General features: G+C 59.9%; 24 protein-coding genes and 1 pseudogene. 11 read left to right on the top strand and 14 right to left on the bottom strand.

Annotation, left to right across the window (positions count from 1 at the left end; all coding sequences use genetic code 11):
- Positions 1 to 3: 3 nt before the first annotated feature.
- The 5 genes from ccoP to NKH99_RS25480 all read right to left on the bottom strand — a co-directional run bounded on the left by ccoP (position 4) and on the right by NKH99_RS25480 (position 4,735).
- A complete protein-coding gene (ccoP, locus tag NKH99_RS25460) occupies positions 4 to 867 on the bottom strand; it encodes a cytochrome-c oxidase, cbb3-type subunit III (RefSeq protein ID WP_352516163.1) in 864 nt (287 codons plus the stop codon).
- A 2-nt stretch (positions 868 to 869) separates the two neighbouring features.
- Positions 870 to 1,019, bottom strand: coding sequence for a cbb3-type cytochrome c oxidase subunit 3 (locus tag NKH99_RS25465; RefSeq protein ID WP_023679629.1), 150 nt, complete (start codon positions 1,017 to 1,019; stop codon positions 870 to 872).
- 11 nt (positions 1,020 to 1,030) lie between these two features.
- On the bottom strand, positions 1,031 to 1,762 hold the full coding sequence (gene ccoO / locus NKH99_RS25470; protein ID WP_353016229.1) for a cytochrome-c oxidase, cbb3-type subunit II: 732 nt from the start codon (positions 1,760 to 1,762) through the stop codon (positions 1,031 to 1,033).
- Complete coding sequence (gene ccoN / locus NKH99_RS25475; protein WP_352468490.1) at positions 1,753 to 3,384, bottom strand: cytochrome-c oxidase, cbb3-type subunit I; 1,632 nt, start codon at positions 3,382 to 3,384, stop codon at positions 1,753 to 1,755. The genes ccoO and ccoN overlap by 10 nt, the downstream gene beginning before the upstream one ends.
- 604 nt (positions 3,385 to 3,988) lie before the next feature.
- The gene (locus NKH99_RS25480; RefSeq protein WP_353016232.1) at positions 3,989 to 4,735 is read right to left on the bottom strand and encodes a Crp/Fnr family transcriptional regulator; all 747 of its coding nucleotides are present in this window, start codon (positions 4,733 to 4,735) and stop codon (positions 3,989 to 3,991) included.
- Between the two features lie 154 nt (positions 4,736 to 4,889).
- On the opposite strand from NKH99_RS25480, the gene hemN reads away from it, so the two are divergent.
- Entirely contained in the window at positions 4,890 to 6,239 is a 1,350-nt protein-coding gene (gene hemN / locus NKH99_RS25485) for an oxygen-independent coproporphyrinogen III oxidase (RefSeq protein ID WP_353016234.1), read from the top strand.
- 558 nt (positions 6,240 to 6,797) lie between these two features.
- On the opposite strand, the gene queE is transcribed toward hemN, so the two are convergent.
- The 3 genes from queE to queC are packed head-to-tail and all read right to left on the bottom strand — an operon-like array spanning position 6,798 to position 8,583.
- On the bottom strand, positions 6,798 to 7,532 hold the full coding sequence (gene queE, locus NKH99_RS25490; RefSeq protein ID WP_352823958.1) for a 7-carboxy-7-deazaguanine synthase QueE: 735 nt from the start codon (positions 7,530 to 7,532) through the stop codon (positions 6,798 to 6,800).
- Positions 7,529 to 7,885 (bottom strand): 6-carboxytetrahydropterin synthase QueD, encoded by a 357-nt coding sequence (gene queD / locus NKH99_RS25495; RefSeq protein WP_023722053.1) that lies wholly within the window; start codon positions 7,883 to 7,885, stop codon positions 7,529 to 7,531. The genes queE and queD overlap by 4 nt, the downstream gene beginning before the upstream one ends.
- Entirely contained in the window at positions 7,885 to 8,583 is a 699-nt protein-coding gene (queC, locus tag NKH99_RS25500; protein ID WP_353016237.1) for a 7-cyano-7-deazaguanine synthase QueC, read from the bottom strand. Before queC ends, queD begins: the two co-directional genes overlap by 1 nt.
- Positions 8,584 to 9,194: 611 nt before the next feature.
- Here queC and NKH99_RS25505 point away from each other — a divergent pair.
- From NKH99_RS25505 to NKH99_RS25530, 6 genes are all read left to right on the top strand, one after another.
- The gene (locus tag NKH99_RS25505; RefSeq protein ID WP_353016240.1) at positions 9,195 to 9,584 is read left to right on the top strand and encodes a hypothetical protein; all 390 of its coding nucleotides are present in this window, start codon (positions 9,195 to 9,197) and stop codon (positions 9,582 to 9,584) included.
- Between the two features lie 33 nt (positions 9,585 to 9,617).
- Positions 9,618 to 9,773 (top strand): hypothetical protein, encoded by a 156-nt coding sequence (locus NKH99_RS25510; protein WP_353016243.1) that lies wholly within the window; start codon positions 9,618 to 9,620, stop codon positions 9,771 to 9,773.
- Between the two features lie 155 nt (positions 9,774 to 9,928).
- Entirely contained in the window at positions 9,929 to 10,753 is an 825-nt protein-coding gene (locus NKH99_RS25515) for an SAVED domain-containing protein (RefSeq protein ID WP_353016245.1), read from the top strand.
- Complete coding sequence (locus NKH99_RS25520) at positions 10,681 to 11,097, top strand: SAVED domain-containing protein (RefSeq protein ID WP_353016248.1); 417 nt, start codon at positions 10,681 to 10,683, stop codon at positions 11,095 to 11,097. Before NKH99_RS25515 ends, NKH99_RS25520 begins: the two co-directional genes overlap by 73 nt.
- 12 nt (positions 11,098 to 11,109) lie before the next feature.
- Positions 11,110 to 12,327 carry a nucleotidyltransferase domain-containing protein gene (locus tag NKH99_RS25525; RefSeq protein WP_353016250.1) on the top strand — a complete coding sequence of 406 codons (1,218 nt, stop codon included), beginning with the start codon at positions 11,110 to 11,112 and terminating at the stop codon, positions 12,325 to 12,327.
- Positions 12,320 to 12,601, top strand: a complete 282-nt coding sequence (locus NKH99_RS25530) for a hypothetical protein (protein ID WP_353016252.1) — start codon at positions 12,320 to 12,322, stop codon at positions 12,599 to 12,601. The genes NKH99_RS25525 and NKH99_RS25530 overlap by 8 nt, the downstream gene beginning before the upstream one ends.
- A 58-nt stretch (positions 12,602 to 12,659) precedes the next feature.
- On the opposite strand, the pseudogene NKH99_RS25535 reads toward NKH99_RS25530, so the two are convergent.
- A pseudogene (locus NKH99_RS25535) lies at positions 12,660 to 12,810 on the bottom strand (chloride channel protein); the annotation flags it as partial.
- Positions 12,811 to 13,120: 310 nt separating this feature from the next.
- Between NKH99_RS25535 and NKH99_RS25540 the strand changes: the two are divergent.
- Positions 13,121 to 13,972, top strand: coding sequence for a hypothetical protein (locus tag NKH99_RS25540; protein WP_353016254.1), 852 nt, complete (start codon positions 13,121 to 13,123; stop codon positions 13,970 to 13,972).
- Positions 13,973 to 14,242: 270 nt separating this feature from the next.
- Positions 14,243 to 14,485: a hypothetical protein gene (locus NKH99_RS25545; protein WP_353016256.1), complete on the top strand. Its 243-nt coding sequence runs from the start codon at positions 14,243 to 14,245 to the stop codon at positions 14,483 to 14,485.
- 15 nt (positions 14,486 to 14,500) lie between these two features.
- Here NKH99_RS25545 and NKH99_RS25550 read toward each other — a convergent pair whose 3' ends face one another.
- From NKH99_RS25550 to NKH99_RS25570, 5 genes are all read right to left on the bottom strand, one after another.
- Entirely contained in the window at positions 14,501 to 14,890 is a 390-nt protein-coding gene (locus NKH99_RS25550; RefSeq protein ID WP_353016258.1) for a hypothetical protein, read from the bottom strand.
- A gap of 341 nt (positions 14,891 to 15,231) precedes the next feature.
- On the bottom strand, positions 15,232 to 15,435 hold the full coding sequence (locus tag NKH99_RS25555) for a hypothetical protein (RefSeq protein ID WP_353016260.1): 204 nt from the start codon (positions 15,433 to 15,435) through the stop codon (positions 15,232 to 15,234).
- Positions 15,436 to 15,456: 21 nt separating this feature from the next.
- Positions 15,457 to 15,777 (bottom strand): VpaChn25_0724 family phage protein, encoded by a 321-nt coding sequence (locus tag NKH99_RS25560; protein WP_353016262.1) that lies wholly within the window; start codon positions 15,775 to 15,777, stop codon positions 15,457 to 15,459.
- A gap of 13 nt (positions 15,778 to 15,790) precedes the next feature.
- On the bottom strand, positions 15,791 to 16,180 hold the full coding sequence (locus NKH99_RS25565) for a hypothetical protein (RefSeq protein WP_353016265.1): 390 nt from the start codon (positions 16,178 to 16,180) through the stop codon (positions 15,791 to 15,793).
- A gap of 122 nt (positions 16,181 to 16,302) precedes the next feature.
- Positions 16,303 to 16,464 carry a hypothetical protein gene (locus NKH99_RS25570; RefSeq protein WP_353016268.1) on the bottom strand — a complete coding sequence of 54 codons (162 nt, stop codon included), beginning with the start codon at positions 16,462 to 16,464 and terminating at the stop codon, positions 16,303 to 16,305.
- A gap of 407 nt (positions 16,465 to 16,871) precedes the next feature.
- Between NKH99_RS25570 and NKH99_RS25575 the strand changes: the two genes are divergently transcribed.
- A complete protein-coding gene (locus NKH99_RS25575) occupies positions 16,872 to 17,348 on the top strand; it encodes a nucleoside/nucleotide kinase family protein (RefSeq protein ID WP_353016271.1) in 477 nt (158 codons plus the stop codon).
- Positions 17,349 to 17,540: 192 nt separating this feature from the next.
- Complete coding sequence (locus tag NKH99_RS25580) at positions 17,541 to 17,879, top strand: hypothetical protein (RefSeq protein WP_353016274.1); 339 nt, start codon at positions 17,541 to 17,543, stop codon at positions 17,877 to 17,879.
- Positions 17,880 to 18,124: the final 245 nt, after the last annotated feature.

The raw sequence follows: 18,124 nt of genomic DNA on the forward strand, positions 1-18,124 counted from the left end.
TACCTATTCTCCGCCACCAAGCGAATGGACATAGACCGCGAGTTCCTTGGCCTTGATCTCGCCGAGACGCCCGATCCAGGCCGGCATGACGCCGTGCTTCGGCGCGCGGACCTGCGCGGCGATGGCTGTTTCGCCAGACCCGTATAGCCAGATCGCGTCGGTCAGGTCGGGTGCGCCGAGCTCCCTGTTGCCCTTTGCATTCTCACCATGACAGGCCGCACAATTCTCGGCGAAAACATTGGCGCCGAGTTCGATCAGGCTTGTGTCCTGAACAGGATCGGAGAGGCTTGCGACATAGGCGCCGACCTGCTTGATCTGATCCGTCGTGATGATGTCGCCAAAAGCAGGCATTTCCGACAGGCGCGTATCCGGGTCTGATGCGAAGCGGATGCCGTGCGCAATCGTCTGCTGGATCTGTTCGGCGTTGCCACCCCACAGCCAATCATCGTCGTTTAGGTTGGGAAAACCCTTGGACCCTTGAGCGCCCGAGCCATGGCACTGCACGCAATTGACCTTGAACGCGGCGCCACCTGCGGCGACGGCGAATTCGCGTAGCGTATCGTCGGCAGTAATCTCGGAGACGGTCTTCGCCTGAATGGCAGCGACAAATTTACCCTTGGCCACTTCGGCCGCGGCCAGTTCATTCTTGACGTCTCTGCGGCTCGAATACCCCAGCACACCCCTGGTCGCGGAAGTCAGCATCGGCCATGCCGGATAGACGACGGTGTAGCCGATCGCCCAGGCAATGGTGATGTAGAAGGTGATGACCCACCAGCGGGGAAGCGGGTTGTTGAGTTCCTTGATGCCGTCCCACTCATGGCCGGTCGTCGAGATACCCGAAACCTCGTCGATATGCTCGCTGCCCATGATCAGTCGTCCTTGAGAGGAATGTGAGCGGCTCTCTCGGCTTGCCTGCGGCTGCCGGGACGAAGTGCAAAGGCAACGCATCCGAGGAAGAAAAGCGCCATGGCAAGCAGACCCCAGCTGTCGGCAAACTCCCGCATGAAATTGTAGGTCATCGCCATTCTCCTCAGCGGTAACCGGCGGCTTCGTCATAGGTCCTGAAATCGACCAGCGTGCCGAGCATCTGGAGATAGGCGACCAGCGCATCCATTTCGGTGACCTGCTGCGGATCGCCGTCGAAGTCCCCAACCTTGGCTTTCGGATAGCGTCTCTCCAGGCCCGATGTGTCGGCATTCGCATCGGCCTGCGCCATGAGATCGGCATTGGCATGAGCGATCATGTCGTCTGAATAGGGCACACCGACACGGCTGTTGGCGATCAGATGCGTCGAGAAATCCTTCACCTCGATGGGCATGTCCTTCAGGAACGCGTAGCTCGGCATGATCGATTCCGGCACCACCGAACGCGGCTCGGTGAGATGCTGGACGTGCCATCCGTTCGAGTAGCGGTCGCCGACCCGGGCGAGATCCGGCCCGGTGCGCTTCGAGCCCCACTGGAACGGGTGGTCGTACATCGACTCGGCCGCCAGGCTATAGTGGCCGTAGCGCTCGACCTCGTCGCGGAACGGCCTTATCATCTGGCTGTGGCAGAGGTAACAGCCCTCGCGCGCATAGATGTTGCGCCCGGCGAGCTCGAGCGGCGAATAGGGCCGCATGCCTTCGACCTTCTCGATCGTATTGTCGAGATAGAAGAGCGGCGCGATCTCGACGATACCGCCGATTGTTACGACCAGCAGGGACCCGAGGAGAAGAACTGTGGCGTTCTTCTCGATGACCGCGTGTCTGTCCATCAAGCCCATTTTCTGGCTCCTGATCGCACAGGCTGGAGGGCGGGGATGGAGCGCGGCATCGGATCCTCCTCGCGCCGGTAGCCGAGGATGGTCATGGCGATGTTCCAGGCCATGATGAGGGCGCCCGACAGATACATCGCGCCGCCGATGGCACGCATGATGTAGTAGGGATGCATGGCTGCGACGGTTTCGGCGAAGGAGTAGACCAGGAAGCCCTGCTCGTTGTATTCGCGCCACATAAGGCCCTGCATGACGCCGGAGACCCACATCACCGCGGCGTAAACGACGATCCCAAGCGTCGCCAGCCAGAAGTGCCAGTTGACGAGCCGCAGCGAATAAAGCCGGTCGCGGTTCCATAACTTCGGGACCATGAAATAGATCGCGCCGAACGAGATCATGCCGACCCATCCGAGCGCGCCCGAATGGACGTGACCGATGGTCCAGTCGGTGTAGTGCGAGAGCGAGTTGACGGCCTTGATTGACATCATCGGGCCTTCGAAGGTCGACATTCCGTAGAAGGCGATGGCCATGACCATCATGCGGATGATCGGGTCGGTGCGCAGCTTGTCCCAGGCGCCCGAGAGCGTCATCAGGCCGTTGATCATGCCACCCCATGACGGCATCCAGAGCATGATGGAGAACACCATGCCGAGCGTCTGGGCCCAGTCCGGCAGGGCGGTGTAGTGGAGGTGGTGCGGACCGGCCCAGATGTAGAGAAAGATCAAAGCCCAGAAGTGGATGATCGACAGCCGGTAGGAATAGACGGGTCGGTTGGCCTGCTTGGGAACGAAATAATACATCATGCCGAGGAAGCCGGCGGTGAGGAAGAAGCCGACGGCATTGTGGCCGTACCACCATTGCGTCAGGGCGTCCTGTACGCCGGAGAAGGCTGAATAGCTCTTGGAGCCCAGGAAGGAGACCGGCATCGACAGGTTGTTGATCACATGCAGCATTGCGATGGTCACGATGAAGGCAAGGTAGAACCAGTTGGCGACATAGATGTGCGGTTCCTTGCGCTTCAGGATCGTGCCGAGGAACAGGATGAGATAGGCGACCCAGACAATGGTCAGCCACAGGTCCACATACCATTCGGGCTCGGCGTATTCGCGGCTCTCGGTGATACCGAGCAGGTAGCCGGTTGCCGCCATGACGATGAAAAGTTGGTAGCCCCAGAACACGAACCAGCCGAGATCGCCGCCGAACAGCCGAGCGCGGCAGGTGCGCTGGACGACATACAGGGACGTGCAGAGCAGCGCATTGCCGCCGAAGGCGAAGACGACGCCCGACGTATGCAATGGCCGCAGTCGGCCGAAATTGAACCAGGGCTGGATGTTGAGATCGGGGTAGGCGAGCTGCAGGGCGATGACCACGCCGACCAGCATGCCGACGACGCCCCAGAATACGGTGGCGATGGCACCGTAGCGGATCGGCCCATCCATGTAAGCGGCGGGGTCGATCGGAACTGCCGGCTTGAACTCCGTGTTGCGCAACAGAATCGCAGTGAAGCCAGCCACGGCGAAGAACAAAACCCACATATGCCGGCGAAAAGGTTCATCTACGCCGAAGCCGGCAGCCACCAGGGCCGCAAACGCAAACAGGCTTAGAAGGACGATCTCTGTGCCGAATTTCATCGCAAGCCCCGATTTCCGATTCCGGCGGGCGCCAAACCGCAGTGCCTTATTGCGCAGCCGTGGCCTGCTCGCCCTGATCCATGTCAGAGCCGCACGATTTTGCTTCGAGCAGCATCGAGTTCGGTGCGATCAGACTGTGGCGATCGAATGTGGAAGCGCAGCACCGGCCGCCACGCTTATGGACAGGCCCGGCGTCCCCGGTCTGGCCGGGTATGGAGGCGATCGCGGGCGTGTGGGAAGCGCGCCTTCTGTGACGCTGGAAAGTAGGCCGATGCCTTGCCGAACGTCGATCGTTTCAATGCCTTGGGACAGCCAGCGCCAGCGTTGCGCTGCCTTCGTAACATTCATGGTTCGGGGAGACGGCGATTTTCCCCTGCGTATGAGGCGTATTGACTTCGGCCGAGTGCGATCCTGCCTGGAACAGCCGGTTGCACGTCGAGCACGTCGAGGATGGATGCTTCTCCGACGAGTTGGCCGAAACGCACCTGGCTCATGCGATCGGATGGAGAGCGGGCTGTCGCTATGCGACTTCTTCTACGCCCAACGCCAGCATGCCCTGCCCCGAACGAAGTAAGTGACGTAGGCCATGCAGCTTCGGTGTCATTCAAACGGCGGTTGCGCCTCGGTCGCCGCAGCGCCGTTCCAGCCGGCTCATGCTGTCCACGGTGACACGGCGGTTGTTCTCGATCCGAATCACGCCGTCCATTCTCAGGCTGGTCAGCTGACGGCTCACGGTCTCGTTTGTAATTCCAAGGAAATCAGAGATGTCGGCACGCGTCATCGGCAGCTCGAAGCACGCCGACCTAGCCGCCGGGTCAACACTGGAACCGATGTTCCGGGCGATCATGAGGAGAAAGCTCGCCACCTTCTCCGGTGCGGTCTTGCGCCCCAGAGTCACCATCCATTCGCGTGCCTCGTCGAGTTCGTTCAGCGCCTGCTTGAGCAGGCGATGCACAAATTCCGGTGATTCCTTCATCATCCGTTCGATGGCCGCTCTCGGAAACGAGCATAGCGAGACAGCTGTTGCCGCTTCCGCATTGATCGCGCTTTTCATCTTGAAGGGCCGTCCCAGAAAATCCGGCGCGAACTGGAGACCGACGATCTGCTGGCGGCCGTCCGAAAGGCTCTTCGTGAGCTTCACCACGCCTGAAAGCACGTTTGAATAACAGTCGACCGCCTCGGCGTCGCCGATCAGTTCGACCCCCGGCTCGATATTGTGCCGCGACGACGTCTTGGCGAGCTGAGCCAAATGGTCTGGTTCGAGCGCACCACAGACACCGCGGTGCCGTGCCTCGCAAGACAGGCAAAGAACGGGAATGCCGGAACTGTGAATGTCCTGCCGTAATGTCATTCGATCGCTCTACCGGTCCAGTGCGGGCAGGATAGCAATCGACGGTAGAAAAATCCTTGCGGCAGTTTGTCCGTGCTGAAGGTTGATCGAAATCAGGGCTTAGGCTCATCCAAGCATCCACAGTTCCGGCGACGCAAACACGGTGGACCACGACATGCGACTGGAGCTAGCTGCCAGACTTGGCGAGAACGTCCCGCGCTATACCAGTTATCCGACCGCGCCGCATTTCCATGCGGGGGTCGATGCCGTCGTTTACCGAGGCTGGTTGGAGGCGCTCGAAGGTGGTGACGAGATCTCGCTCTATCTGCACATCCCGTACTGCGACAAGCTTTGCTGGTTCTGTGCCTGCCATACCAAGCAGACACGCCACTACGAACCGGTGACCACATATCTTCGCTCACTGCATGCCGAGATCGCCACCGTCGCCGGTCTTGTCGCAGGCAAGGGCCGCGTGCGTGCCGTCCATTTCGGCGGCGGTTCGCCAACGATGCTCAAACCGGAGGATCTGGTGGCGCTGGGAACCGCCCTGCGCAACAGTTTCACCTTTCTTCCCGGCGCCAAGATCGGCGTCGAAATCGAACCCAATGATATGGACGATGCCCGCCTCGACGCACTCGCCGAAATCGGCATGACCCGTGCGAGCCTCGGCGTCCAGGATTTTGACCCGAAGGTGCAAAAGGCAATTAACCGCGAGCAGAGCTTTTTGCAGACCAAAGCGGTAGTCGACGGCGTTCGTTCGCGCGGCGTCGAATCGGTCAATCTGGACCTGCTCTACGGCTTGCCACACCAGACCAGGGAGAGTGTCTCCTCCACCGTCGCGCAGGCACTGACCCTGGAACCGGATCGGATAGCGCTTTTTGGCTACGCCCATGTGCCGTGGTTCAAGAAACATCAGACGATGATCGACGAGGCATGGCTGCCGGGTCCGGCAGAGCGGTTTGCTCAATCGCAACTTGCGGCGCGGGCGATCGTGGACCAGGGATACGAAGCAATCGGGCTCGACCATTTCGCCAAACCGGGCGATGCCCTCGCGCTTGCCGCCCGCGCCGGAACACTGCGCCGGAACTTCCAGGGCTATACCGAGGATCGCTGCGAGACCTTGATCGGCCTTGGCCCGTCATCCATCAGCCAGTTTCGCCAGGGCTATGCACAGAACATGCCTTCGACCGCCGAGTATGGACGCATGGTTGCTGATGGCGGGCTGGCCGCTGTTCGGGGTATCGCGCTTTCCGACGACGACCGTGTTCGCGGCTGGATCATCGAGCGATTGATGTGTGACTTCGCCTTCTCGGCGATTGAGCTGGTGGAGCGCTTTGGCGAAGCCGGCCAAAGACTTCTCCTCAAGGCGAGTTCCACGGCTCTTCATGGTCCTGCGCGGCTGCTTGAACTTGATGGTGACCGCTTCGTCGTGCCGGCGGAAAGCCGGCCCTTTGTCAGAAGCATCGCGGCGAAGTTCGACAAATATTTCGAAAGTGGAACGGCCAGGCACTCAGCGGCAGTCTGAGCACCGCAGAGGAACGGTCATGGTTCTCAGTCGATCGTGAACCGATGCGCTACGTTTTTCACTGTTGACCGGCGACCGTCGTGTCAAGACAGGATTCGGAGCGGACCAGACGCGTCTTGGCATAGCGACGATATCGTCCGGTCGTGCCTTCCGGCGCCGTATTCCATTTCGCAGTCCCTGAAGCGCCACGTCGAGTCCGGCCTCTTTTCTGTATCGGAAGCAGTCGACAATCGTCCTGGCCAGATCATGGTTGTCGGCCGACAGCTCCCTTCGGCCTTGCAACGAGAATCCGCAAGGACCGTGCCAGCTGCAGCAGGCGCCGCCGGATCGCAACACCATACTATTCCACCCGTGGCTCGCGCTAACCTTTGATTGGTTCGCGCCAGGCCGACGCCCGTCGAAACCGAGCCTCGGCAACAATCCTAATCGTAAGCGGCTGGCCACGCTCTTGGTGCCGGTGGTAGAAGTCCGCAAGCACCCCGGCAGCGCCTTCAAGCGTGGGACAACCCGTCCACCCGAATATTCGTCGGCGCAGTTTCAGTGAAAAGCGGGCCTAGGCTACACAGCTCTCTTGTTACCCCAGAGCATAACGTGCAGCTGCGGCAGCACACGGGCTTCGAACCACCTGTCGCGGGTCACGCTATCAACCAGCCACTCCATGCGCTTCAATATTCCGTCAAGGTCGACAGGCGCGTCTTCATTTGCGGGGCGTGGCGGCGTGTGATTGCCGGGTTGCAGATAGATCGGAAGCCGCGGAAATCTCGCAGCGGCGTCTTTCGCGTAGGCGTAGTCCCTTTCGTCGAAAACAATTAGCTTGAGCACGATTTGTGGCCTGCCTTGTGCCGCCTGGAGGCACGCCTCGAAAGCGGCCCAATCGGTCGTCATTTGGCTTGACGGCGGCTTTGGGCTGAGGACTAGCACGTCAAGGTCGGCAAACCAGTCCCTGGCCACCGAACCTTGGGTTTCCAGCGCAAAACGGTAACCTTCACCATGGCCTCGCTCGATGAGCGCGCCGAGCGGCTGGATGGCCGGATTGCCGCCTGACAGCGACACCATCAGCGGGCGGCCACCGGAAAGCGCAAGCACGTTTTGCCACACCGCGCCAATGGACATCATCTCCCATTCGTGGCGGAATTGATTGTCCACCGCATGCAGGCTGTCGCACCAGGAACAGCGATAGTCACACCCGCCGGTTCTGACGAAGACCGTCGGCAAACCGATGAGCACGCCCTCGCCCTGGATCGTCGGCCCGAAAATCTCACTCACGCGGATTGCGGGATGCGTATCGGTCATGGCCGGTATTCCGCCCAGGTTTTCGGCGTTTCGCTCACCCGCACGGCCGAGGTTTCGCGCAGGCGTGCCTTGCACCATTCATAAAAATGTCTGGCCAGATATTCCGCCGTGACTTGCTCATGTCCCAGCACGTCATTGAGATGTCGGTGGTCGAAGCTCTCGTCGATGTAGCGTTTGAATGGCGCCAAATCGTGATAGTCGCGCACGAAGCCGTTGTCGTTCAGTCCATTCGCTGAAAGCTCCACTTCAACGATGTAGTTATGCCCGTGCAGGCGCGCGCATTGGTGATCGGGTGGCAACGAGGTGAGCTGATGCGAGGCTGAGAAGTGGAATTCCTTGGTGATGCGGAACATTACGCGGTCCTCCTTCGCAGCGCATCGAGCCAGAAGTCGGAGTCCTCGTAGTCGGTGGGGTCCGGCTGCCCAGAGAGATGAAACGCCTCGCGCCGCTCGACACAGGTCCCGCACCTCCCGCAGTGACGGTCGGCGCCCTTGTAGCAGGACCAGGTCTGCGCAAATGGCGTGCCGTATGCTGCTCCATTCCTTACAATGTCCGCCTTCGTGAGATTCACATAGGGTGCATAAATGCGAATCTTCGCGTAGCCGTCGAGCGCGTGGTCCTGCATCATCTGGAAAGCGTCGATGAAGGCCGGACGGCAGTCGGGATAAATGAAATGATCCCCACCATGCACGGCCGTCGCCACCGCGTCAGCGTCGTGCGCTGCGGCGAAGCCGAAGGCAATGGCCAACATGATGGCGTTCCGGTTCGGCACCACCGTGACCTTCATCGTGTCTTCGGCGTAATGCCCGTCGGGCACGTCCACATTATCGGTCAGCGCGGAGCCGGAAAGGCCGCCGCCGATCTCGTGGATGTCGATGATACGGTGCGGGACGCTCAGTCGCTCCGCGCAAAGGGCGGCGAAGCCCAATTCCTTCCTATGCCGTTGGCCGTAATCGAAAGATAAGAGGCCGGCGAGTTCGTGCTCCGCTGCCACCTTGTGAGCAAGGGTGACGGAGTCCAATCCGCCGGAGCAGACGACGAGAGTCTTCATTGTTGGGTCCTTGTTTTAACCGGGTAGGCTGCGACCGGAGATTTCTCTGCGCTCCCAGTACTTCAGGAAATCCATTTTGTGAAGTGAACGGGGGACGAGTTTCATGCGCTGACGTGCCGCTGTGTGCAAGGCGCCCTCGCAGTGAGCCTGCAAGGAACACGGACTAGCGAAACGTCACGCTTCAGCGGAATGCTCAAAGGCGAGCGCACCAGAATATCATCTGCAGGAGGTCCGGACCTTCGTAAACAAAGTTCTCGACGATCAAGCGCCCGGCGGTCCCGAGTTTCGAGGGACGCCACCGCGAGGGTTTCAGGTACTAGACGGCCCAAGGATGGGCTTGCCGCAAACAACGGACTTACCAGTGGGATGTTCAGCGACGCCGATGCAGATGTCTGGAATGATCACGACATCAATTGTCGCGGCAACTTTGGCTGGCCTGCTCCTCGGGTTCCGTAGATCCAGCGCATTCCGCTTCAGGATCGGTTCGAACCGGAGCACGCCCTCGGTCAATGGACGTCCGGCAACAACCTGAATGATCGGTCGTGAGCCGACATCTGTGAACAAGCGGTGTGGTCGATTGCTATCACCCATGTGTTGCGCGCAGGTACCTTATGGCAGTGGATGAACTGGATTTGATGGTTTTACGGCTGGCGGTCGAAAGCGTCCGCTCGCTCTCCTTAAGCTTCGCTGAAAAGGCCGCCGAGGTAGCCACCAGGAGCCGCGGCATCCTGCTTTTCGACGTGCGGGTCGACCGTGACGCGGAGGTCCAGCGGGTCGCAGCCATCCGATATCAGGGCGACCAGATCGGCGTGCTGGCGTTGGACAGACAGGGTCTTGTTACCCACCAGTGCATCGTCAACGGTACGTTCTCACATTTCACTGCGCCCTTGGAGAACTGGCACAACATGCCGCTGTCGATGCAGGCCAAGATCGATGCCAACGGCCATGCCAGTCTCTTCCTAGGGGCCTTGCGAAATGCCGGACATTTGCTGGGCAGCTAGCATTTTGGCCAGAATGCATCTGTGAATTTTTGCATGCGCATCGCTGCCGACACCGCCGGCATGATTGTCGTGCTCGAAAACGGCTGCGGCGATCGCGGCAAAGCGATTGGTGCCACACCCAAAGTTGGGTACCTGAAAGCCAATGTTGTGTACCTGCGGCGTCGACCAAGGTACGTCCCTGAAAGGTAAGTCGCCAATTTGGGCAAGTTGCTGCTCGGCGCCGCCAGCGCCGAGCGATAATTAAGAGATTCGCGGCGGGCTCAGGCTTGCCGCGAAACGCCAAGTCGAACGAGTCGTGAATCAAGCCTGAGACGAGAAATCATGAGTTGGTTGCAGAACGTGAGATGGAAGATCAGGTGCCAGCGGAGCCGCGCCGCGGTCGCCGACGGGCGCTACCGGACAAGGTCAAGAACATCGTATGGGGGCGCGCTGCAGGACGGTGTCAGTATGCGGGATGCAATGCCCTGCTGATCGGCGACGAGGTGTCGGGAGCTGCCGACGCTAACGCGGCTTACATCGGGCACATCATTGCGGACACAAAGGCCGGGCCGCGGGGCGATCCGGTTCTGTCACCCAAACTTGCCCAGGAGCCCGACAATCTGATGCTGGTCTGCGACCGTCACCATCGCGTTTTCGATCGCGAGATGGTCTCCGAGCATCCCGCGAATGTCCTGATGGCGATGAAGCGCCGCCATGAAGTCCGCATCCGGACGGTCACAGCCATCGACGAGGATCTGGGCAGTCATGTCATTCGATACGCTGCGAGGATCGGGACCAACGAATCCCCCGTGGCCAAAGGCGACCTCAAATGGTCGATGATCCCGGATCGCTATCCGCTTGACGATGGTTGGATAGATCTCGATCTCGCGACGCTCGATCTGTCCGATCACGAACCGGATTTCTGGCGCATCCAGGTCCGCAACCTGCGGACCGGCTTCGCCGAGAAAATCCGCGGGCGTATGGAGCGGCAGGAAATCCGTCGCCTGACAGTGTTCGGATTGGCGCCGATCCCGCTCCTGATCGAGCTAGGACGCCTGATCTCCGACATCGCGACTGCAGACGTCCGGCAGTTGCTGCGCAGCCCTAAGGGCTGGAAGTGGGACCCGAAGGCTCCGCCGATCCGGTTAGCGTCCTGCGGCCGTCCGGTCTGGCCGGCCAAATCGCGCTGAAGCTGGAGGTCAGCGCACCCGTCGTAGACGAGCGGGTCCACGCGGTGCTTGGCAACGATGCGGCGATCTGGTCCATCGCGGCCGACGGAGCCCACAACGACATCATGCGCAGCCAGGCCGATCTGGCCGAGTTCGCGCGTCTTTTCAGAACAACGCTGGACGCCATCAAGGTCGCCCATGGCGAGAACACGATCGTGCACGTGTTTCCCGCCGTTCCAGTTTCCGCGGCTGTCGAAGCTGGTCGCGCCTGGCAGCCGAAGGCGCACCCCGTTCTGAAGATCTACGACCAAAACAAGAAGCTCGGCGGCTTCATTTTCGCCCATGAACTTGAACACGCCAGCTAATCAGGAGTTTTCATGAACATGCAATTGAGCCCGACGATCACCCCAGAGGCTGACGAAGTTCTCGAAGACCTCGCCAAAGAACTCGAGATTCCCGAACATCGATACGAACAGGCGGAGACGAGCTACAAGTCGCTGGGCGACTGGCTCAACCGACCGGAGTCGACAATTCGGCGATACGGGCCCCAAGTCCACGTCCAAGGGTCGTTCGGTCTCGGCACCGTCACGCCACCGCTCACCGCGGACGAGCACTACGACATCGATGCCGTCTGCGAGTTTCAACGCCTGACGAAGAACGAGACCACGCAGGCCAATCTAAAGCGCCTTCTCGAAATCGAAATGAGGCTGTACGCCCGCAGCAAGAACATGATCAAGCCGCTGGAGGAGCATCGCCGCTGCTGGAGGCAGCCGTACGCGGACGAAGCTCAATTCCACATGGACGTCACGCCAGGAATTCCAAGTGGCGGCGAACTGATCCAACTCCTGAAAACGCGCGGCTTCGATGCGTCGCTCGCCGAGACCGCGATCTCGATCACCGACAACCGCCACCCGCACTACCAGATTATCGCGGCCGATTGGCAGCGGTCGAATCCACGCGGCTATCTGAAATGGTTTCTGACAAGAATGGCCAAAGCCTACGACAAGCGCAAGAAAGAGCTTCTTCAGAAAGGCGTGAGGGCGGGCACCGAGCCGATTCCGGACTACCGGATCCGCACCCCGCTGCAGTACGCCATCATGATACTGAAGCGCCATCGCGACATCATGTACATCGGCCGCAGCGACGAAAAGCCGATCTCGATCATCCTGACGACGCTCGCCGCCCACTCCTACGAAGGAGAGGAGAACATCGCCGAGGCGCTGTTCGTGATCCTGACGAAGATGGACAGCTTCATCGGCACCGCGGCGGACGGCAGCCGTCTCATCGCCAATCCCAGCGATCCGCTGGAGAACTTCGCTGACAAATGGAAGGAGCATCCGGAGCGGGAGAAAGAATTCCATAATTGGCTGCGAAAGGCCCACGCCGATTTTGCGGCGGTGGCGCACTTGTCCAACAAGCAACTGATCACCGATCAACTTGCCAAGGGCGTCGGTGCCGAAATTGCGGACCAGACGCGGCGGCGTTCGGCCGCTCGACTCAGTAAACCGGCCCTGCTGACCGCCGGCCTCGTCCGCAGCGAGGCGCAGGCGCAAACCTCGGCTGTCCGCATCGAGGGAGATCGCCGGAATGCCTGAGGGTGTCGACCCTCTCGCGAAGCGCTTCAAGTCAGCCGTCAGCGTCGTTGAATCGCGCTGGCAGCAAGCTGGCTTGCGCCCGCGAAGGCTCGACGCCAGACAACTCGCTACCTACCAAGGGCGCTCCGCCGGGGTTTTGGTGATCGGTGCCTACGCCACCGAATCTTGGAAACATTCCTCGTTCGGCGACAAAATCGTCAAAGCGACCGGCTGGCGCGACCAGGGTTTGCCGATCTCAATCGTCGCCGAAAGCCATTGGGCCAGCTTCCTCTGAGAAAGGCGACATATGCCTTTTGCACGTCCGACACGTTATTTTAGCCGCATTCGTTGGGCAAAAACTTTTCGGCAAAGAAGATTGAGGGCAGTGGCGTACCTTCGGCACCCTCTGCGTGCCTGCACGTAGCCGGTGCCGAAGGTCAGCCCGCCCGACGCGATACCGATCACCGCTACCGCAAGCCCGCAGACGGCCGCCACAGCGGCAGCGGCCCTTTCAGCATCCTTAGTCGGATCGTCGGCGCCTCGCGCGGACCAATCCTTTTGAAGCCTGGAACGGCGCGGGCTCTCAAGGATTCGAATCCTGCGTCGACAGTCGGATGCTGCAAAGCCTGACATTCTTAAGGTAGTATGGCTGGAAAAAAGCATATTGTTGACAATAAGTTAGCTCCATCCGCCGGCTTGACGTCGCCGTTTCGGCGTCATAGCCATGGCGCGCGGCAACTGGCCGGCGGCGGCATGCAGGGTTGTGACCGCAAGCTAGCTTTGGGGGTGCTCTACGAAGACCGAAGGTTCAACGATGAAGAAAGCGCCGCGAAAAAACGCACCGACATTCGACCATTCCGAACTCGGCCTGGGATCTGCCGAGCTCAAGGCCATAAAAAAGTGCGAGGCCGAGATCATGCTGCTAGGCCGAAGAACGACGGAAGAAACCTTCGATCTCGGCGATCAACTGAACATTGCCGCAGCTCTTATCCCTGATCGAATGTTCGGAAAATGGGCCGTCTCGGTATCTCGATATAGTCGTCAGCATCTTTTCAGCCTGATGAAGATAGCGACGGTTCTCAAGGATCATAAGACACGGCTTGTAGAAGCGCGCATGTCCGCCACCGCCATGGGCCACCTAGCCAGTTCCCCAGAGCACGTGGCCGAGGTTCTCGCCGAATTCGAAGCCGGACGCTCGTTAACGGCAAAACAGATCCAGGCAATTGTCGGTAGCGATAATGAAAAACATGACATCGACTTACCAAATCTCGGCGGCGTCGCCGGTCTAAAAGCGAACGCACAGGCGAAGTTGAAGTTCGGCATTTCCGAGTTCACCCGAAATATTTCCTCAATCATCGCCGATGTTGATGCCGCGCTCGTGCCGTCATGGAACGGAAAGCGGGTGTTGAAGGGCGAACTGGCAGACAAGATCGAGCGTCGGGCGAGGCTCGCCCGTTTTCAGTTGGAAAACATCGCCCTTTTCGTTGAACTCAACCCGAACAACTCGGCGGCATCCCAGGTGATCGGTTTTCCCGAGGGCGGCAAATGGCTAGAGGTAACCGAGTTGCTGTGGGTGTTGGGCGGGCGCGACAGCTGGCCACGCGAGTATCTGGCCACTTGGCTGAATACAGGCGTGCTTCCGCTGCTGGTCAGTCGGCGATGGTGAGGATTTTTCGGCTGCTCCGGGGTCTGAAATCAGCAATCGGTAAAATGATTTTACATGCCGCCGGTCCGGGAACTCTCGCGCTGCCACTTTAGCCGACCGTGTCCCCGTCGACCTGGAAACATCGGATGCGATGTCTCCGGAGTGGAAATCAAGAGAATGTCGCCATCCACTGAGAAGATCCGCGTCTGTTTGCTACCCGCCCCATGCGGTGCTGCACCTCCTTCGCCTTTTCCGGTTGATGCACCACGACGCGAAGAAGTGCCAGAAGGCGTGAAGGCCCGGATATTTCGCCACCGTTTCGATGATCGGCTCGCCACGCTCATCAAGGACGGGATTTCCGTCCTTGTCGATCCCATATGGCAACTGGCCAGCCCCGAGGAGATCATGCCGAAATTGTCGGCCGAGGAAGAGGCCACGGAACAGAAGATCGCCGAGATCGCCCGCAAGCGGCCGGACAACGCAAAGCGACGGCGGATCAGGGCGGCGGCGATTCCGCCCTTGCGCCAGCATTGAAATCCGGCTTGCCGTCTACTTTTGGCTATTGAAGAACCCGCCAAGCACCGATCCGATGAACTCGCCGATTTTCGTGCGAGTCTCGGGAGAGGTAGGCTCGGCAAGTGTAGTTTCGATCGACTGGCCCTTTGAAGTGGGAGACTCGAGGCCAAGGATCTGCAGCCCGACCGCGGTCAACTGGACCTTTGGAAACCAGCCGTTTCCTAGGCTCGGCCGTCCGGGTACCCTGATGACACCCTCATTTTCGAGCCACCGCACGATGTCAACGAAGTCGTCGCTTGGCATCTTCGGGCTATCTGCGCTGACGACATGGTCTGGCCCCAGCACGGTTCCGGCCAGGCCGTGGCTGGCCAAATAGGCCAAAATGTCAGCGATTGCGCGGCGGTGATCGTCGAGTTTACTCACGCTTTTCCCCTTCGCCTGATCTGGCCGGCGGGCTGTCGATCATGCCCTTTCAGTTCTTGGTCGGTTTGTCGACGCGCACTCATGCTCTGCAGCCAGGGACCTGAACCCACGCTCGCTCATGCTTGTCTAACAACTGCTGTGCCGCTTCCGATCTTCCGTGCTCGGTCTGGCGGCTCGATCATGAAGCAGGTACGCCAGATCGTTGCGGCGATGGTTGACCACAAAGATTGATTCCTCAACGAGCAGACAACGAGGATCCTCTCGCGTTGTCCATTCGTCGAGAGCCCGCGCATATCGCTATGGCATTTCGGCGTCAGTGAGATTTAGTTGAGGTCGACCTGTCATTTCCGCCCGCCGCGTTTCTTGGGCTTGTCGGGCGTCAGGATTGTCCTGATTCCGCTGCCGCTTTTCCTCATGTAGATCGGCTCGCCCTTCTCCACAGCCTCGTCAACGCGAGCGTTTGGCGCCAGGACGCGCATGGTGGACAGGTCGAGTTGACCGATCACGTTGCCGTTGATGTCTTCGATGTCCGCGAACTCACCCATTCCCAGATCTCACTTCCATGGTCAGTACGGGCATTCCGGATACGCGTGCAGAATGCCTTCGCACGAATCATTCCCTACCGCGACAGCTTCTCCACGCTCGGTCAATCTCGCGATGGCCAGCTCTTCGATGGACTCGACGACTACGAGGCCGAGCTCTGACAGGCGCTGCAATGCATCCCGGACTTGCTCATGGCTGCCGCCAAGCGCGATCGTCTGCAGGTAGTCGGCGAGGACGCGATCGTTCGCCTGGCGGCCCTGATCACGACGTAGCACGCGCAGGATTGCGAGCGCCTGGTGCTCGCGCCGGATTGCATGCATCGGCTCGATCGTGTTGCGCAGCATGAGTTCTGCCGCCCTATGCGCGCTTCCGACCTTCCTTCGTCAGCTCATAGTCGGCGTCGGCGATCCTCTCCACCTCCGCAATCAGCCACGCCCAGGCATGCAGGTATTTCGCCCGAAACTCGAGATAAGCCGCAACGTTGTCGATCAGAATCGTGGCGAGGCACTTTTCCAAGTCCCAATATTCTATGAGATGGCCATGCTGGCCAGCGTCGTAGACGTAGACCGAGTCGAGCGTCTCCCCGAACCGATGGTGGAGGAGCACGCCGTTGCGCCGATAAATGTCCGGAATGTCGCCTCCGTGCTCGTCGGCGTCGTGCATAATTGCAGCATACCAGTCAGGCGCCTCGCAGGGCTGCAGCGAGATCCCATCGAAACGAAGGCAGGCTTCTTTGTTGGCTGGCATAGTCGGCTCCTCTGATTCGGGGAACCGATCATGACTCGCTGTCGGGCTTCCTGCGAGGGGTAACCATGGAGTGGCGCTGGCGGCTTTGCAGTGCGTGTAAGCCCACGCGGGTCACTCCGCCTTCAGCGCAGTCGCTTGGCGGTACTGTCACGCCGCTGCCACTTCAACCGCACGTCACGTATGTCGACGCCGCCGCCGGAGATGTCGTCGTCTGCACGGATGGTCTCACCGACATGCTCGACGATGACGAAATTACCCTGTTGCTCGCGAAAGCCGCCGATCATCCCGCGGCTGCCAGGTCCGGGAACTCGTCCGGAAGGAACAGGAGGCCGGCCGAACTTTTCGCCTGAACGCCCACCGGGACTTTCTCGAGCTTTCCCACAGCGCGATGAAGGCGGCAGGACTTCCCTCGCACGAACTCACACAGAAGCAATTTGATAATTTGATATGGTGTTGGGGCTGATCGAGCGGTCAGGCCAGGCCGGCCTTGGCTCGGTTGAGTACGGCTCCGAGGAGACTGACGATCAGGACCTGGGAGAGCAGGTTGCGGTGTCGAAGCGCAGCAGGATTCGTTCGGCAGAACCTACAACTCCCCTGCCTTCCCCATCTTCAAATCAAGACATGTCCAGCCAACCAGCTAAGCCAGCGCCCTTCGGTGGCAGCATGAATCTCTACAAGGGAGGCCAGATCGATGAATCCTAAACTTGATCGGGAATTGCGCACCAGCGGCGAACATGTTGATGGCACGGGCCAGTCGGAATGGAACGACACGGTGTCCGATGACGACTTCCTGGATACGATTTCCGGCCGCCTCAGCGAGAACGAGCAGCATGTCAAGAACGTGCTGGAACGCGTAAAAAGCGTATACGTGCCTTGTGGCCGGGACCAGGTCGCAAAAGAGATCCTGTCGCGCTTCGTAACGATGATGCTGGCGAAGAAGAACCGTCGGCGTGATGACGGCCGTATCTTGTTCGTGACCGGCGAAAGCGGGGCGGGAAAGACCACTTTGGTGGATCGGATGCTTGAGGAAAACCCCACGCTGGCCCCGATCCAGAAGTCATATGGCACCATCGAGTCCGTCATCTCGCTCACGCTGATGGGGCCTTCGACCCTCAAGTTCCTGGGCCTGAATATCCTGCAAAAGGCTGGCTATAGCATCACCCGCTAGTACGAACAGGGCGAAGTATGGGACATCCTTCCCGGGCAGTTGCACTTGCGAAAGGTCCTCCTCATTGACATCGACGAGACGCAGCACCTGCTGAAACTCACCGAATCCGACAGGGAGCGAGACTCTGTCAGAAAGGCACTCAAGGGTGTCATAAACTACAAGCCCTGGCCTGTCAGCTTCGTCATGTCAGGAATGCCGAGCATCACCTCCCTGGCCAAGCTTGACGAGCAGATCGAGCGGCGCGCACGGCACCTTCACCTTCCAGATGTCGTTCTTCCAGAGGAGCGCATCCTCATCCTCAATGTCGTGACCGCCATGTGCGAAGCGCCCGGGCTGGACTCCAGCAGAACCCTGGAGAGCGATCTTCCGGAACGTATCGCGCATGCGGCCAGGTATCGGTACGGCCGCATTGCTCAGGTGATCCTCGCCGCGATCGAGCAGGCGGCCTCGAAAAATGCCGCCACCCTGACGCGCGACCATTTCGCCCTCGCCTATATCGAGCATTCGCAAGCCCGAGGGCATGACAAATGAACCCCTTCCTCGTGGATGACTGGATGCGCTTGGAGCCTGGCATGTTCATGATCGAGGAGGACGGACCATGAGGTCCAATGGGCGGACTCTCGAACCGCTTGCGTTTGCCTATCCGCTCGACGAACCGCAGCCGGCGGCGGGATTCGGGTCCCGCCTCGCCGCTTTGAACGGCCGATCACTCAGGGATTTCCTCCGTGACATGTGCATCCAGCAGCGGAGCCTCGATAAGGGCATTGCGTCGGTCG

This window comes from Mesorhizobium sp. M0854 (genome assembly GCF_040319815.1).
Lineage (GTDB): Bacteria > Pseudomonadota > Alphaproteobacteria > Rhizobiales > Rhizobiaceae > Mesorhizobium.

What these genes read in the sequence shown, in the direction of transcription:
- ccoP (WP_352516163.1), bottom strand. Translation starts at nt 867, where the DNA reads ATGGGCAGCGAGCATATCGACGAGGTTTCGGGTATCTCGACGACCGGC.
- NKH99_RS25465 (WP_023679629.1), bottom strand. Translation starts at nt 1,019, where the DNA reads ATGACCTACAATTTCATGCGGGAGTTTGCCGACAGCTGGGGTCTGCTT.
- ccoO (WP_353016229.1), bottom strand. Translation starts at nt 1,762, where the DNA reads ATGGGCTTGATGGACAGACACGCGGTCATCGAGAAGAACGCCACAGTT.
- ccoN (WP_352468490.1), bottom strand. Translation starts at nt 3,384, where the DNA reads ATGAAATTCGGCACAGAGATCGTCCTTCTAAGCCTGTTTGCGTTTGCG.
- NKH99_RS25480 (WP_353016232.1), bottom strand. Translation starts at nt 4,735, where the DNA reads ATGACATTACGGCAGGACATTCACAGTTCCGGCATTCCCGTTCTTTGC.
- hemN (WP_353016234.1), top strand. Translation starts at nt 4,890, where the DNA reads ATGCGACTGGAGCTAGCTGCCAGACTTGGCGAGAACGTCCCGCGCTAT.
- queE (WP_352823958.1), bottom strand. Translation starts at nt 7,532, where the DNA reads ATGACCGATACGCATCCCGCAATCCGCGTGAGTGAGATTTTCGGGCCG.
- queD (WP_023722053.1), bottom strand. Translation starts at nt 7,885, where the DNA reads ATGTTCCGCATCACCAAGGAATTCCACTTCTCAGCCTCGCATCAGCTC.
- queC (WP_353016237.1), bottom strand. Translation starts at nt 8,583, where the DNA reads ATGAAGACTCTCGTCGTCTGCTCCGGCGGATTGGACTCCGTCACCCTT.
- NKH99_RS25505 (WP_353016240.1), top strand. Translation starts at nt 9,195, where the DNA reads ATGGCAGTGGATGAACTGGATTTGATGGTTTTACGGCTGGCGGTCGAA.
- NKH99_RS25510 (WP_353016243.1), top strand. Translation starts at nt 9,618, where the DNA reads ATGCGCATCGCTGCCGACACCGCCGGCATGATTGTCGTGCTCGAAAAC.
- NKH99_RS25515 (WP_353016245.1), top strand. Translation starts at nt 9,929, where the DNA reads ATGGAAGATCAGGTGCCAGCGGAGCCGCGCCGCGGTCGCCGACGGGCG.
- NKH99_RS25525 (WP_353016250.1), top strand. Translation starts at nt 11,110, where the DNA reads ATGAACATGCAATTGAGCCCGACGATCACCCCAGAGGCTGACGAAGTT.
- NKH99_RS25530 (WP_353016252.1), top strand. Translation starts at nt 12,320, where the DNA reads ATGCCTGAGGGTGTCGACCCTCTCGCGAAGCGCTTCAAGTCAGCCGTC.
- NKH99_RS25540 (WP_353016254.1), top strand. Translation starts at nt 13,121, where the DNA reads ATGAAGAAAGCGCCGCGAAAAAACGCACCGACATTCGACCATTCCGAA.
- NKH99_RS25555 (WP_353016260.1), bottom strand. Translation starts at nt 15,435, where the DNA reads ATGGGTGAGTTCGCGGACATCGAAGACATCAACGGCAACGTGATCGGT.
- NKH99_RS25560 (WP_353016262.1), bottom strand. Translation starts at nt 15,777, where the DNA reads ATGCTGCGCAACACGATCGAGCCGATGCATGCAATCCGGCGCGAGCAC.
- NKH99_RS25565 (WP_353016265.1), bottom strand. Translation starts at nt 16,180, where the DNA reads ATGCCAGCCAACAAAGAAGCCTGCCTTCGTTTCGATGGGATCTCGCTG.
- NKH99_RS25570 (WP_353016268.1), bottom strand. Translation starts at nt 16,464, where the DNA reads ATGATCGGCGGCTTTCGCGAGCAACAGGGTAATTTCGTCATCGTCGAG.
- NKH99_RS25575 (WP_353016271.1), top strand. Translation starts at nt 16,872, where the DNA reads ATGAATCCTAAACTTGATCGGGAATTGCGCACCAGCGGCGAACATGTT.
- NKH99_RS25580 (WP_353016274.1), top strand. Translation starts at nt 17,541, where the DNA reads ATGCCGAGCATCACCTCCCTGGCCAAGCTTGACGAGCAGATCGAGCGG.